The 15,063-nt window shown below is 40.6% G+C and carries 13 protein-coding genes; 12 read left to right on the top strand and 1 reads right to left on the bottom strand.

What is annotated here, in order from left to right; genetic code table 11:
- The 5 genes from CA598_RS32355 to CA598_RS19900 all read left to right on the top strand — a co-directional run.
- On the top strand, positions 1-476 hold a 476-nt coding region (locus CA598_RS32355), incomplete at its 5' end, for a BslA/BslB family hydrophobin (RefSeq protein WP_179283717.1).
- A gap of 140 nt (positions 477-616) precedes the next feature.
- On the top strand, positions 617-1,825 hold the full coding sequence (locus CA598_RS19915) for an MFS transporter (RefSeq protein ID WP_179281677.1): 1,209 nt from the start codon (positions 617-619) through the stop codon (positions 1,823-1,825).
- 307 nt (positions 1,826-2,132) lie between these two features.
- The gene (gene deoC / locus CA598_RS19910) at positions 2,133-2,798 is read left to right on the top strand and encodes a deoxyribose-phosphate aldolase (protein WP_179283716.1); all 666 of its coding nucleotides are present in this window, start codon (positions 2,133-2,135) and stop codon (positions 2,796-2,798) included.
- A 55-nt stretch (positions 2,799-2,853) separates the two neighbouring features.
- A complete protein-coding gene (locus CA598_RS19905; RefSeq protein ID WP_094877617.1) occupies positions 2,854-3,630 on the top strand; it encodes a DeoR/GlpR family DNA-binding transcription regulator in 777 nt (258 codons plus the stop codon).
- Between the two features lie 137 nt (positions 3,631-3,767).
- On the top strand, positions 3,768-4,967 hold the full coding sequence (locus tag CA598_RS19900; RefSeq protein WP_094877616.1) for a CynX/NimT family MFS transporter: 1,200 nt from the start codon (positions 3,768-3,770) through the stop codon (positions 4,965-4,967).
- A gap of 62 nt (positions 4,968-5,029) precedes the next feature.
- Here CA598_RS19900 and CA598_RS19895 read toward each other — a convergent pair whose 3' ends face one another.
- The gene (locus tag CA598_RS19895; RefSeq protein WP_094877615.1) at positions 5,030-6,724 is read right to left on the bottom strand and encodes a PucR family transcriptional regulator; all 1,695 of its coding nucleotides are present in this window, start codon (positions 6,722-6,724) and stop codon (positions 5,030-5,032) included.
- 264 nt (positions 6,725-6,988) lie between these two features.
- Between CA598_RS19895 and CA598_RS19890 the strand changes: the two genes are divergently transcribed.
- The 7 genes from CA598_RS19890 (at position 6,989) to CA598_RS19860 (ending at position 15,022) form a co-directional block, all read left to right on the top strand.
- Positions 6,989-7,855: an oxamate carbamoyltransferase subunit AllH family protein gene (locus CA598_RS19890; protein WP_094877621.1), complete on the top strand. Its 867-nt coding sequence runs from the start codon at positions 6,989-6,991 to the stop codon at positions 7,853-7,855.
- 15 nt (positions 7,856-7,870) lie between these two features.
- Complete coding sequence (fdrA, locus tag CA598_RS19885) at positions 7,871-9,418, top strand: acyl-CoA synthetase FdrA (protein WP_094877614.1); 1,548 nt, start codon at positions 7,871-7,873, stop codon at positions 9,416-9,418.
- Positions 9,419-9,420: 2 nt separating this feature from the next.
- Complete coding sequence (locus CA598_RS19880; RefSeq protein ID WP_094877613.1) at positions 9,421-10,848, top strand: YlbE family protein; 1,428 nt, start codon at positions 9,421-9,423, stop codon at positions 10,846-10,848.
- Between the two features lie 85 nt (positions 10,849-10,933).
- Complete coding sequence (locus CA598_RS19875; protein WP_179283715.1) at positions 10,934-12,094, top strand: ankyrin repeat domain-containing protein; 1,161 nt, start codon at positions 10,934-10,936, stop codon at positions 12,092-12,094.
- Positions 12,095-12,125: 31 nt separating this feature from the next.
- Positions 12,126-13,076, top strand: a complete 951-nt coding sequence (gene arcC, locus CA598_RS19870) for a carbamate kinase (protein WP_094872379.1) — start codon at positions 12,126-12,128, stop codon at positions 13,074-13,076.
- 23 nt (positions 13,077-13,099) lie between these two features.
- Entirely contained in the window at positions 13,100-14,545 is a 1,446-nt protein-coding gene (locus CA598_RS19865) for a cytosine permease (RefSeq protein WP_094877612.1), read from the top strand.
- A 24-nt stretch (positions 14,546-14,569) separates the two neighbouring features.
- On the top strand, positions 14,570-15,022 hold the full coding sequence (locus CA598_RS19860) for a nucleoside deaminase (protein WP_042124600.1): 453 nt from the start codon (positions 14,570-14,572) through the stop codon (positions 15,020-15,022).
- The last annotated feature ends 41 nt before the right edge of the window (positions 15,023-15,063 follow it).

Here is a 15,063-nt window from a genome sequence, read left to right as displayed (position 1 = left end):
AATCGGCGAAGAATGCTGAACATGCCGTTATGATTGAGCTTGTTAAGGGTGTTCTGACCACACCTACGGTTACTAGCTCCATATATGGCTTTGACGGAGGCATTTTAAAAACAAAACAGCTGGTAACTGGTTCTACACAACGGACCATTCGGTTTGACTTTTTCTCCGGAGAAACCTTTACGAATGCTGAAGTTCAGGTAACGATTGAAGGCATGACCTTTAACACAAATGACTATTATAGCATTAGTGGGTGGACACATCTGACAAGTGACCAAATTAGCAATAATGGGCATACGCTGACTTTCACAGGAAGCAACAGAGGTGTTTCGGATATTGCGTTTGAACTTCACGATAAATTGATGCCGGCACCGGGGACCTATCTCATTAAGTTCAAAGCAGATGCAGATGGACCTGGAACAGCTAGATCTTTCTCCGAGGAACAATTTATTACCTTAATTATTTTGACTCCGGCTTAAAAAAGAAGCTTCTCATGAGTTCTTTGAACTTATGTGAAGCTTCTTTTTTATGAAAAATAGGATTGCTCAATATAGTCTAAATGAGTATTATGAGTAGGTATGCTCTTATAAAAATAGAGATAAATAGGATGGAGAGCACCATGACAACATCACGACAGAACGCATTGATTTTTTCGTTTACTTTTATGGCGTTTATTCTGGGTACGACGGAGTATATTATCGTTGGTTTACTCTCGGAAATATCCTCGAGCCTCGGAGTGACGCTAGCGACAGCCGGGGGCTTGGTATCTGGTTTCGCGATCGCTTATGCCATTGGCACACCCATTATGATGTCTTTGTTCAGCCGCATCCCGAAACGGATTACGATTCTTGTATCGCTTGTATTGATTCTGCTGCTGAATTTGTGGAGTGCTATAACTGGAACCTATAGTATGCTGCTAGTGACTAGAATAGTTACTGCCGTACTATGTGGTTTTGTTCTTTCTGTAGCCATTACGGTAGCAAATGAAGCGGTTGACCCGGAGAAAAGAGGCAAAGCGATCGCTACAATTTTAAGCGGATTCGCTGTTGCGAATGTATTTGGTGTACCGATCGGCACTTTTGTAGGGCAGTATTTTAACTGGCCTGCAGCATTTGTTCTGAATGGGGGATTAGCTGGAATTGCCATAGCGCTAAATTATGCCTATATTCCACGCAAACTACCGAAGCCTGTGCCTAGCTCACTCAAGGATCAGATCGAGCTGCTCACAAATGGACGTATTATTCTTGCATTTCTCATTCCAGTTACGGCAGTGGGAGCAGTGTTTGTGATGTATACGTACATCACACCATTGCTAGAGCAAGTGATGAATATTCCTAAGAGCTCGGTTAGTGGTGTACTGTTTGTATACGGGATTGCTACGATTGTCAGCAACTGGATTGGAGGCAAGGTTGCAACCGGAAATGCGGTAAGTAAGCTTAGATTCGTTTTTCTTATACAAGCAGTGATCTACATCATCTTTAGTATGACCGCATCGATCTCGATTTTAGGAATGATCGTACTCATGATGTTAGCCGTCATGTCGAGTATTGTGAGCGCACCAGCCCAGCTCTATTTGATAGATTTGGCGAAGCAGTTCTCACCACGATCGAAAGACCTTGCTGCATCGTTGAATCCAGTAGCGTCTAACTTGGGAATCGCAGGTGGCTCCGCAATTGGTGGAGTCGTTGCCCAGCATGGAGGATTAATCTCCCTTCCAATAGCTGCTTCTATCCTGGCGATATCAGCCTGTGTAATTGCATTGATATGCTATAAGTTGGATCAGCAGAGTCAAGAAGCAGTTATTGCTCAGCATCATAACTTAACCTGAGGAGAAGTCATAGAGGTCGTCGGAAATAATCCGGCGGCCTTTTCGTATATCAAAGATAATCTAGTAAAACAACATTTCACTATCATTGACTATATTTTTAACTATGTTATAATTCAAACATATGTTGCTAATATAACAAAATGTATCAATACATATTAGGAGCATTAATTCGTTGCACAAACAAAGTAATAGCTTATTCATCAACATTAATGACTATGGAGGAACTAGCTCTTTGTAGTGTCAGCGAATGTTATAATAGTAACATTTTAATGTTTCATAACTAATTTTTAAAGGAGAAGTGAATAGAATGGATGTTAAAGATATATTAGCAAAAGTAGATCATACACTGCTGGATGTTACGGCTACATGGGAAGATATAAAGAATTTATGTGATGATGCTATGAAATACCAAACGGCCAGTGTTTGTATCCCAAGTGCTTATGTTAGAGAAGCAGCAAATTATGTTGAAGGCAAAATAGCCATCTGTACAGTCATTGGATTTCCGAACGGTTATAATACCCAAGCTGTTAAAGTATTTGAAGCAACAGACGCCATTTCAAATGGAGCATCAGAGATTGATATGGTGATCAATGTGGGCTTCTTAAAAAGCGGGCGTTATGAGGAAGTTTACGAGGAAATACATGCCATTAAAAATGCATGTGGAAGTAGAGTATTAAAGGTTATTGTTGAAACCTGTTTGCTAACCCAAGAGGAAAAAGTGAAAGTATGTGAGCTTGTTACAAAAGCTGGTGCTGATTATATCAAAACATCCACTGGATTTTCAAAAGCTGGAGCAACTAAAGAGGATGTCAGCCTGTTTGCACAGAACATTGGTCTAAATGTGAAGATTAAAGCAGCTGGAGGCATTCGCTCTTTGGATGATGCTAAAGCATTTATCGAGTTGGGTGCAGACCGTTTAGGAACTAGTGCCATAGTTAAAATTGTAAAAGGGCAGGAAGTATTGGGGTATTAGATATGGTATAATTCTGATAATTATACTTTATTATTAGTAGTTAGGATGAACCGGTATGGATAAGCAAGAGAGAGTAAATACAATTGTATCAATCCTAAAAAATAAAAGTGGCGCATCCATCAAAGAACTTTCCCATCAACTTGATGTCACAGAAATGACTGTTCGCCGGGATATTAAATATCTAAAAGAAAATAAAATCGTTCAAGTTGTTTCAGGTGCGGTTATTTATAATGGTTCTGACCTCAATGAGAATAAACAAGATGAATATGATTTGACCACTCAAAAAAATAATCGGGCATCAGAAAAATATAATATAGGTAAGTTAGCAGCTTCACTAATCGAGCCTAACGATATTATTTTTATTGATATTGGTACAACAACCGCTCAAATCATCGAACATATTCCGTCAAATCATTCTGTGGAAATGGTTTGCTGCACTATGAACGCATTAATTGAGATTCATAAAAAAGGGTTTAAGGATTTTATTCTTATTGGTGGTCATTACCGTCCAGAACTTCAAATGTTTGAGAGCAGAGAAGGGTTGGATTTAATAAGTAGAACACGAACAACAAAAGCATTTATTTCTGCAGCTGGAGTTAATGCTAAATTAGGCATTACTTGTACGAACAGTTGTGAAGTGGACACAAAAAATGCGGCAATTCATTGTGCTCTTGAGAAAATTTTAGTGATTGATTCCTCTAAGTTTGATATGGTTAAGTCCACTTACTTTGCTTCGTTAAATGATTTTGATGCGATTGTAACTGATAGAGGTTTATCAGAAGAGTGGATTGAGAAAATCAAACAATTAAATATTTCTCTTTATCTAGCTTAGAAATTCAGCGCGTGCCGATACTCAATTGGTGCGCGCTGTTTGCTTTTATACTTTTAAACTACTTTCTTATATGTTATAACTAATGCTACATTCTGAAGATCATTTGGCATTTGATTCGTTGAGGGGAGATTTAGTTTTTGCATTCACCACAGACACAAGACAACAAGAATTTGTTATATATCATTTTACTCATTTCGGGGATTGTTCTGGTAGCCTTTAATTTACGCCCTGCGATTACATCGGTAGGTCCATTAGTGGGCATTATTCAAGAAGATGTGGGGCTTGCACACTGGAGTGCAGGTTTATTAATGAGTATACCTTTGATATCCTTCGCTGTTATGTCGTCTCTCGTTCCTAGAATCGCTGCTCGTTTATCCAACGAGAAGACGCTATTGTTAGGTTTGGTTATTCTTTTGGTCGGAATTTGCATTCGTTCCATTTCAATGACACTCTTTATTTTCGTTGGTACGCTTTTGATTGGAGTAGGGATAGCCATCGGAAATGTTCTATTGCCGGTAGTTGTGAAGGAGAAGTTCCCACAAAAGTTCGGTCTAATGACAAGTATCTATTCCACTTCCATGGGATTGTTCGCATCGTTAGCATCAGGTATTAGTATTCCTCTAGCCCATGGTCTGAAGCTTGGGTGGGACGGAGCCTTAATCGTATGGGGAATTCCGACAATCATAGCGATCGTGGTATGGATCCTTCTAATTAGATTAAATCCAGCCAAAGATAATGCAGTGAAAAGTGTAAGGATCAGTGCTAGGCAGATCTGGCGTTCACCGCTCGCTTGGAAAATAGCGCTATTCATGGGATTTCAATCTTCATTATTTTATATAACAATGTCTTGGTTACCTGAAATCTTATATAACTATGGCATAAGTAGGGGTACAGCAGGCTGGTTATTATCCTTCATACAAATTGTTGGCGTACCTGTTAGTTTTCTTGTTCCTATTCTTGCAGGACGACTGCGCTCTCAAGTATGGATTGCATTCGCATTAGGCATGTGCTCCATTGTTGGTTATGGGGGCCTATGGATGGGCTCATCTTATCCTATGATGATCCTAAGTATTATCTTGATTGGTATCGCTTTGGGAGGGAATTTCCCACTGGCGCTAAGTTATATCGGAATTCGTGCCCGAAACGGAAATCAAGCTGCAGAATTATCTGGAATGGCTCAATCCACGGGATATATGCTTGCAGCCATAGGGCCTATACTGATCGGTTATTTATATGATATGACCCAAGTGTGGACGATTCCACTGATCACACTGATCGTTATTTCCGGACTCGTGATGACGTTTGGAATGTTGTCTGGCCGAGATAAATATGTATAAAAAAACTCCCCATATAGCAGACAGGTGAAATAATGAACCCTGCTGCTGTATGGGGAGTTTTTTTAAATCGTTTTATTTAAAATACTAAATATCTTTAGCGCTATTTGAATTCGTAGTAATTCTTCCGAATGCTTTAAGTCCAGATTTAGGATTTCTTTTATTTTTTCGATTCGATAGATAAGTGTGTTTCTGTGCAAAAACATAGCCTTCGAAGTTTCGGTGACATTCAGATTGTTAATAAAGTAATTTTCTAAAGTTAGCATGTAGCTTGTACCGTGTAATTGATCATGATCAAAGACTTTACCTAGACACTTCCGGAAAAATTCTTCTAAGGCAACGATTTTGATATTTGCTTCCAACAGATGGTAAACTGAATAATCTTCGAAATGTGAGACCTTGTTTTGAAGGTTTTTTTGTTGCATCAATTTAATCATTTCGTTCGCCTCAGAAAAGCTATTATGCAGCGAGCTGATTGTACTGTATTGCTGACCAATCCCTATTAAGAGTGTTTCTTTCGTTCTTTGGATAAGTACCTCAAGCAGTTCATTTGCATATAACTTGGCATCACTAATCGAAATAGGAGGTCTTTCTTCATTTTGCCCTACTAGAATGATGACTCTGTTGTTTCTATAAAAACACTTAATTTCTCCAATCGCTTTATGCGACAAGTCATAAATGATGTCCACACACTTTTTTGCAATGGACTCCATTTTGTACTTTCCGATAATCATATCTTCAAACTTGTCTGCTTCATTCATTTCAATATTTATCACCATACTGTAATACATATAGCTCGGATTTAATCCATGTAAATAACATAAGGTTTGCAGCGCTTCATGGGATGATATTTTCCCCGAAAGTAAATCATCAATGGAGTCCTGCTTAATTCTTATTTCAAGTTCGCTAATTTCCTTTGCTTTGATCAGCTCAAGTGCCATGATGGTGGAGGCTTGCTGCAAAATAATGTAATCAAATTCTGATAGCTCTTGCACTGTCTGCCAAATCACAATATAGCCGTAAATATAGTTAGAAGCAGCGACAGGAATCACCCGACATTTTATTTCCGCACCTTCTGAATGATAGGTCCTCTTAATAGATTTTTTCATTTCATTTAGATTGGTAGGAATAGTATCGATAAACGCTTTATTAAAAACAGGCTGTCGATTTGAAAAATCTAGATAATACTCGAGAGGACTGTTATTCTTCGCATGTTCTGTGTGATGCAGTAATCGCCAATCCTTGTCTACGACAATAATAGGATTACTAATCGTTTCGGATAACATGGAGGTTATTTTGGCAATACCGCCGCCTTCGAGGGTGATTTTGAAGAACAAGTTATGTATATCTAAAGTCTTTCTATTGAGCAAATCATATCTTCCGGAAACCTTCTCATTAATGATCGAGATCATGTTAGAGAGTGTGTATTCAAAGGGAAGTTCTAGAAGGGGTAACCCATACTTATTGGCTTCATCAATCATGTTCTGAGGAAGCTTGTCAAAGTACCGTTTCATTTTCACAACCAATCCTGAACAGTTCAGCTCCGCAAGTTCCTTAATCATTCGATTTTGTAATTTGGCATTGTTTTTAAAGATGTAGCCTGTTGATAAGAGTAGTTCGTTAGGTGAAAGCCAGTCAAAGGCATCAGGATTCTCAATAATGTTAACGATGGATATGGATTTATCAATTCCTTGTTCTCCAGCAACAATTTTTATTCCCTCTATAGCCTTGATCTTTATTAAGTCTTTAACGGTTAGCAATGTTTGGCACACTCCTCAGACACACTTTTAACACATTCCCTTGTATAACATGCACAAATAGGATGCACTCTTTTTGGTTCGCTTAAACGATGACGATCCCTACCAGTATATTATATATTAAGTGCGTAAGGTAGTTACGCTAATAGTTGCCTTTGTACGATGTAACCAAATCATATGATTCAATGCATTCATCCATCTGTTGAAGTGAAAAGGAGGTCAATCACCTTTTTGAAAATATAAGGAATGAAAATAGAGGTGACTCTAGTGAGATTTGCGAAATCCGGTGATGGAGATTTTATTCAACGAATCATTCATCATAAGTTTCATGGCTTTGTTCATAGCACATTTAATCGCACAATCAATATTCAATGTTTGGATCGTGGAGATTTGTATACTATTGCGTGTAAGGGAATCGATAATGCGCCTAATACACTTATTATTGACTTAGAACATTTTGAAGAAGCAGATATCAGGGTGAATGACATTGTAAGTTCGGATCATTCCGTTTTATCAATTGCTAATAAGATGTCTATCACAATGAATGGTGTTAAAAAATGGAATTGTAAACTGCCTAAATATCCTTCAGAAGCTGATGTCTTAATAATGAATGTATCCGTCATGAAGCAATATATTAAACTTCACGGAAATAACAGCAGAATTGAAAGGGCTTTCAAAAGCGGCAATCCTTTTGACGATGAAATGTCTAGAATCCTTCATGAACGGACGCAGTTACTTGTATCGGAATTGCAAAACAAGCGAATCTCTACTGCAATCACACATGCAACTTCGCTCATAGGCCTTGGACCAGGTTTAACGCCAGCCGGCGATGATTTCTTGGTGGGATTGTTTACCGTCATGGGCATCGAGAATCATCAATACTTTTCACACCAATCGTTTTGTGAAGAAGTCGTCTTACATGCGAAGGCTTTAACCAATGATATCAGCTATATGGCATTAGCTAAAGCAGCAGTTGGCCAGGTAAGAGAGTCTATAAGTGACTTAATGGAAGCTTTATTTAGAGGTAGCGAAGAGGAATTACTATTGGCTTTAGATAGGGTACTGGCTATAGGGTCCACTTCGGGTACAGATATCGCCCTAGGAATTGTTGCAGGGCTGGAAATGAACATGTAAATGGGAGGTACAAGTATGACTGTTCAAGTTTTAGTAAAACCAAACACATATATCGATTCCGTATCTTTGATGTCACTCTCAACCAAAGCGAATCAGATCGAAATCATAGAACAAGCCATTATTGCAATGGGGACTGAAATGAATAAAGAGGTCATTAGAAATGTGGGCTTGATGACACCTGAAGTAGAAAGTGCCAAAACAAGTGACTTAGTGATTATTGTGAAGGCTGCCTCTGAAGAGCTATGTGAGGGTGCTTTCGATAGCATCAATGAATTGTTAACGAAAAAGAAAGATTCCTCTAAGGGAAAAAGTGAGGTTAAATACTCAACCATTACCTCAGCTGTAAACGGTACTCCTGAAGCTAACTTAGCGATTATTGCCGTAAATGGGAGCTACGCTCCTAGAGAAGCAAGAAAAGCTCTTGAAAATAATCTTCATGTCATGCTGTTTAGCGACAATGTAAGTATTGAAGATGAAATTGAATTAAAGACTTTAGCCCAAGAAAAAGGCTTGTTAATGATGGGGCCAGACTGTGGGACTGCGATTATTGGCAATGTCGCATTATGCTTTGCAAATGCCGTGAGAAAAGGAAATATCGGGATCGTTGGCGCATCAGGAACAGGTAGCCAAGAGGTAACGGTTCGTATTCATGAATTTGGCGGTGGAATCACACAGTTGATCGGTACAGGCGGCAGAGATCTAAGTGAAGAGGTTGGCGGCATTATGATGCTGGCCGGAATTAAAGCGTTAGAAGAGGACGATGCAACAAAGGTTATTGTTCTCGTATCTAAACCACCAGCACCAAGTGTAGAAGAGAAAGTGCTTGCGCAAATTAAACAATGTAAGAAACCAGTCGTGGTTTGGTTTGTGGGTGGGAATGAAGAAAAGGTCACCCAAGCTGGCGGTCATTTTGCAAAAATGTCAAAAGAAGCGGCGCTTAAAGCGGTACTTTTAGCTGGGGCAGACGAATCGATGCTTAACAAACGTACGTTAAATCTCCCGCTTATTGAAGAAGTGCGTGCGAAGTTAAATCCTCAGCAAAAATATATCCGTGGACTATTCAGTGGCGGTACGCTCTGTGATGAAGCGATGCACATTGCTATGGAGAAATTCGATAATGTCTACAGTAACATTCAGAGAGATTCTGAATATCGCTTAAAAGATGTTAGAGTAAGCCAAGCTCATACCTTTATTGACTTCGGAGACGACCAATTTACACAAGGTAAGCCACATCCAATGATAGATCCATCCACTCGGATTGAAAGATTTATTCAAGAAGCGAAAGATCCTTCTGTCGGTGTTATTGTGATGGACTTTGTTCTAGGCTTTGGAGCACACGAAGATCCTGTAGGGGCAATGCTTCCAGCGATTATCGAAGCGAAGCAAGCCGCTGAAGATGAAGGAAGGCATCTAGAGATTATTGGATACATTCTTGGAACCGAGCTGGATAGTCAAAATATTGAGGGTCAAATTAATAAATTGTTAGCTTCGGGTGCTACACATGCTAGCAGCAGTCAGAATGCAGGTCTACTAGCAAGAGAATTCGTTGTGAAAGGAGAATAGTCATGAGTAAAATCAATGAACTTTTTACGAATAAACTAAATGTCATTAATGTAGGCATTGCGAACTTTAAAGATGATTTGTTAAAACAAAACGCGAATGTAACTCACTTGGAGTGGACGCCGCCAGGCAGAGGTAATCCAGAATTAATTGCTGCGCTGGATAAGCTTGAAGACCCAAGGGTTACAGCTAAGATTGAAGCTGCTAACAAAGAGGCTGTTGGGCGAATTATTAACTCGCAACCGGTACTGATTGGCTTTGACCAAGCGATCAATGTGGTTCCGGGTATGACGAAAAATACGATTTTACATGCTGGCCCGCCAATCACTTGGGAACGAATGAATGGTCCGATGAAAGGTGCGGTAACAGGGGCTATTGTATTTGAAGGACTTGCCCCCAATCTTGAAGAAGCAGCTGTACTAGCCGAGTCTGGAGAGATTATTTTCTCGCCATGTCATGAACATAACTGTGTTGGTTCCATGGCTGGCGTAACATCGGCTTCCATGTTTATGCATATTGTTGAGAATAAAACTTATGGAAATATTGCCTATACAAATTTAAGTGAACAAATGTCCAAAATCCTTCGTATGGGTGCTAATGACGAGAGTGTTATCCAGCGTTTGATTTGGATGCGAGATGTATTGGGTCCTATTTTAAGAGATGCGATGAAGCTAAATCCCAATGGGATTGACTTGCGCCTAATGCTGTCACAAGCCCTTCATATGGGGGACGAGTGTCATAACCGAAATGTAGCTGGAACAACCCTGCTCATTCAAGCGCTAACGCCTTATATTATCCAAACCGATTTCACTGTTGAACAGAAAAAAGAAGTGTTTGAATTCGTTAGCAGCAGCGACTATTTCTCGGGCCCGACGTGGATGGCGCTTTGTAAATGTGCCCTTGATGCTGCGCATGGCATTGAGAATAGTACCATTGTTACCACCATGGCTCGTAACGGAGTGGAATTCGGTATCCGCGTGAGTGGAATCGCTGGGAACGTATGGTTTACAGGTCCAGCACAACAAGTAATAGGTCCTATGTTCGCTGGTTATAAACCAGAGGATTCTGGTCTTGATATTGGTGACAGTGCGATTACGGAGACCTATGGAATTGGCGGATTTGCTATGGCAACTGCGCCGGCTATTGTTTCGCTTGTGGGGGGGACCGTTGATGATGCCATCAGCTACACCACAAAAATGGCAGAAATCACAACCACTGAAAATCCTAATGTGACGATTCCAATGCTTGACTTTATAGGGATTCCAACAGGTATTGATATTCAAAAAGTCATTCAAACAGGAATTATGCCGATTATTAATACAGCCATTGCACATAAAGATGCGGGTATTGGAATGATTGGTGCGGGTATTGTTAACCCTCCAATCGAAGCATTTGAACAAGCCTTACTCGCATTAAGTGAAAATATTAAATAAGAAAAGGGCTAATTTGCTTAGCCCACCATTCTTATTTGGAGCTAGACGAACATCTTCGTGCTAGGCTGTGAAGGAGTGAACAATTTTGGATCATCTATCCTTGAATACAAAACTTATTGAAGCGAGTGAACAGGGAGAACTGGCTTTTGTTGAGAAACTATTAGACGAGGGTGCCAGTGTTGATTATAAAGATGCTGCAGGGCGAACAGCGTTAATGGCGGCAACTCAAAACAATCAAATCACGATTGCTAAGAGATTAATTGAAGCAGGCAGTGACGTAAACACTAGAGATATTACACAATTATCGCCATTTATATGCTCAGCAGCAAATGGATTTTATGAAATTCTGCGTCTCATGATTGCTGGAGGAGCTGATTTGAAGAGCGTAAATCGTTTTGGAGGAACAGCACTGCTACCCTCAAGTGAAAAGGGCTACTTAAAAACCGTGGAAGTATGTATTGATGCCGGGGTTCCTGTGAATCATGTCAACGCCCTAGGTTGGTCAGCACTGCTTGAAGCAGTTATATTGGGCAACGGGGGGCGGCTATATTCTGACATTATTAAATCACTTGTCCATGCGGGGGCAGATGTGCATTTGCCTGATCGGGATGGGCTCTCATCCCTACAACGTGCCGAAGAGAATGGTCAGCATACAGTGGTGAAGATTCTAGAACAAAGCTTCCAAGAAAATAACGAATATGTGAAGCAGGCAAAGGCTCTTGCTAACAAAGAGCAATATGAAGAAGCTATATCTGTCATGGGCAGGGCGCTGGAAGCGGATGCTGACAACCTGGACTTCATCTATTATAAAGGTTATTTCTTGCAACAAGTAAAGAGATACGAAGAGGCACTTCAGTGCTATGAAAGCGCTTTATCTATGAATCCGATGAATTTAGAATTTTATTTCTATACAGCGAATGCTTTGAGATTGTGGAAAAAACCGGAGGAAGCTCTTCAGGAATATGATAAAGCCTGTGAGCTGGCACCTAATGAAACGTTCTATCGCTACCACAAAACCAATTATTTAAGAGAACTTGGGCGACACCAAGAAGCAGTTATCGAGATGGATAAGCTTCTCGCGCTTCAGCCCCATAGATATGACTTCTCTTTCCATAAAGCGAACAGTCTAAGATCGCTTGGTAAGCATAAAGAGGCCATTGAGGCTATCGAGAACGCCATTAAGAATGATCCAACGAATCCGTTATACCACTCACACAAAAAGCAATCTCTTGAGTTACTCGGTTAGCGTATAAGAATTGCAACATAGGAGGCATCAGATGAAAGAGACTGTAATCGTTGCTATTGGCGGGAACTCATTGGTCAAGGAAAATGGCCTGGATTCGATTCATGACCAATCTGAAGCAGTAAAAGAAGTGGTCGTTAATATTGTTGATATGGTGCAAGAGGGCTACAATGTCGTCGTTACTCATGGTAACGGACCACAGGTAGGGTTTGGACTAAGAAGATCTGAGATTGCACATGAAATTGCCGGCATGTCTCCTGTTCCACTAGTGAATTGTGGGGCTGATACACAAGGTGGAATAGGTTATTTAATTCAGCAAGCTTTAATTAATGAATTTGCAGTTAGAGGGATCCATAAGAATGTGGCTACGGTGATTACACAAGTCGAAGTAAGCTCAGAAGATCCTAATTTCAAGAATCCGACGAAACCAGTAGGATCCTTCTTTTCCAAAGAGCAAGCGGAAGAAATGAAAAGAGAACATCCTGAATGGAGCTTTGTAGAAGACTCTGGCCGAGGATATCGTAGAGTAGTTCCGTCCCCAAGACCTATAGATATTGTGGAGAAAGACGCGATTAAGTCATTAATCGACGGGGGCTTTGTCGTTGTTGCTGCAGGTGGTGGAGGTATCGCAGTCGTGAAGGCTGAGGATAACACGTACCAAGGTGTTGATGCAGTCATCGATAAGGATTTCGCAACGAGTCTTTTAGCAGAACAAATCCATGCGGAGACCTTAATTATTACAACGGGAGTGTCCAGAGTATGCATCAACTATGGTAAGCCGAATCAAAAAGAGCTTTCCAAAATGACGGTTGATGAGACTAAACAATATGTGCTAGAAAATCACTTCCCAGCAGGAAGTATGCTGCCTAAAATCGAGGCGAGTTTAAGCTTCTTAGAGAACAGCGGAACGCGAGTTATTATTACGAATCCGGAAAGCTTAAAGGATGCGATGAATGAACAAGCAGGCACTCATATCGTGAAGTAATTTAAGCGAGGGGAAGTGTAGATATGGATCAAGCAAAATTGGAACAAAATTATGACAGGTACAAATCATACGGTTATGGTGAGGAATTACTGCCCAAAAAGCCTGAGCAAAGAGACTGGGGAATGTCCAACTATATCACACTCTGGATGGGCGCTGTCCATAATATTATGTCTTATATGACAGTGGCAGGTTTCTTCGTCCTAGGACTGAATACAACACAGGTGCTTTTTGCCGTTATGCTTTCAGCCATTATTGTCTCTGCATTTTATGCTTTAAATGGGTATTCTGCCTCCAAGTATGGGCTGCCATTTGCGATGCTGCTTCGTGATTCCTTTGGAGTAAAAGGAGCCATAATCCCTGCATTAATACGGGGGCTTATTGCCGGGTTAGTCTTCTTTGGAACCACAACCGTTGTAGGTGCAGAATCATTAAATGTTATATTTGCTAGATTTATTCCGGATTATATGAGTTTAGGCGGCGGGTTTACACTATTCGGGTTAGCATTTCCGACCATGATCTCCTACGCAATTCTTTGGACAGCAACTGTGCTGTTGTTCTTAGGGGGAATGAAAACACTGGGTAAGTTCGGTAACTGGTCATCCCCGGTAGTGTATGTGTTTATTATTGGTGCTGCGCTGTGGGCGATCAAGATTGCTGGAGGGTTTGGCCCGATTTTAGAGTATGTACCGGCGAACCCAACTTCAAGTCCACTAGTCTTTATTGCTTGCGTGAGTGCATTGGTATCTAACTGGGCGGGTCCTGTTGTAAATATGTCTGACTTCACCCATCGTGCGAAATCACCAAGAGCGGCTATGATTGGATTGCCTGTAGGGTTTATCTTGTCTTATATTCTTTTTGCCATCACTTGTGTGGCTTTAATCGCGGGTACTGAAATTGCGTTTGGTGAACCGATCTTCAATATCGTTCATGCCATTGATAAAATTGAAAACACTTTCGCGGTTGTTGTATTGATTCTTGCGCTAAACGTAGGAGCAATCGCCTTCGTAGTGTTTGCCAACTTATTGCCAGCTGGCTTGCAAATGTCATCTCTTTTCCCGAAAAAATTCACTGTAAAGACTGCGGGTGTCTTAACAGCCGTCGTTGGAACTTTGATTTTGCCATGGAAGCTTGTAGAAAGCACTACGACGTTGTTTTATTTCTATAGCTTTATCGGGTCCATCTTTGGTCCAATTGCGGGTATCATGCTTTCAAGCTTCTTTATTCATCGGAAAAGAGTATTAAATCTTGACCATATCTATGTCCCAGCAGGCAGCAACGGTGAATATAAGAATGGTTACAATCCAGTTGCGATGGCTGTTCTAGCAGTCAGCTTCATCCTTCCTATGTCAGGTGCATTTCTTAAGGGTATCCCCTTCCTAGTTAGGATGAATGATTTTGCTTTCTTTAGTGGCTTAATAGTTTCGTTTATTCTATATACCATCTTTAGCAAAAAACTAAAATCATCCTAATTAAACTAGAGGAGGAATTTTGAAATGGATTACATGAAATTGGCCGTAGACGCAACGATCGAGGGTATGAACAAGAAATTCGGGGGCCCGTTTGGGGCAACGATTGTTCGAGGTGATGAAGTAATTGCAGCGGTTAGCAATACGATGATGAGAGATACGGATCCTTCTGCACATGCGGAAATGGTAGCCATCCGAGAAGCATGCAAAAAGCTAGACACCATGGACTTATCGGACTGCGTAATATACGCAACCTGTGAACCCTGTCCAATGTGTATGGGCGCTATCATTTGGTCAGGTGTTAAAGAAGTTCATTATTGCAGCACAAGAGACGATGCGAAAGAGCATGGCTTCTCTGACATCCACCTTCGTGAATATTTTGTGGGGCATGATGAGAGTGTTGTCAATATGATCAAAGTGGAAGCAAGAGAAGATTGCGATCATTTATGGACGCATTTCCACGAATTAAACAAGAAATAATCCAGGCGGTATCCTATATTTTCCGGCACTATTTTAGTGCC

Source organism: Paenibacillus sp. VTT E-133291 (genome assembly GCF_002264395.1).
In the GTDB taxonomy this organism is placed as follows: domain Bacteria; phylum Bacillota; class Bacilli; order Paenibacillales; family Paenibacillaceae; genus Paenibacillus_AQ; species Paenibacillus_AQ nitricinens.
Note: the sequence above shows the minus strand (reverse complement) of the source record. Positions and strands in the feature narration are given on the sequence as shown.

Coding starts and splice junctions, on each gene's coding strand:
- CA598_RS19865 (WP_094877612.1), top strand. CDS start 13,100: ATGGATCAAGCAAAATTGGAACAAAATTATGACAGGTACAAATCATAC.
- CA598_RS19880 (WP_094877613.1), top strand. CDS start 9,421: ATGAGTAAAATCAATGAACTTTTTACGAATAAACTAAATGTCATTAAT.
- CA598_RS19860 (WP_042124600.1), top strand. CDS start 14,570: ATGGATTACATGAAATTGGCCGTAGACGCAACGATCGAGGGTATGAAC.
- CA598_RS19905 (WP_094877617.1), top strand. CDS start 2,854: ATGGATAAGCAAGAGAGAGTAAATACAATTGTATCAATCCTAAAAAAT.
- arcC (WP_094872379.1), top strand. CDS start 12,126: ATGAAAGAGACTGTAATCGTTGCTATTGGCGGGAACTCATTGGTCAAG.
- fdrA (WP_094877614.1), top strand. CDS start 7,871: ATGACTGTTCAAGTTTTAGTAAAACCAAACACATATATCGATTCCGTA.
- CA598_RS19915 (WP_179281677.1), top strand. CDS start 617: ATGACAACATCACGACAGAACGCATTGATTTTTTCGTTTACTTTTATG.
- deoC (WP_179283716.1), top strand. CDS start 2,133: ATGGATGTTAAAGATATATTAGCAAAAGTAGATCATACACTGCTGGAT.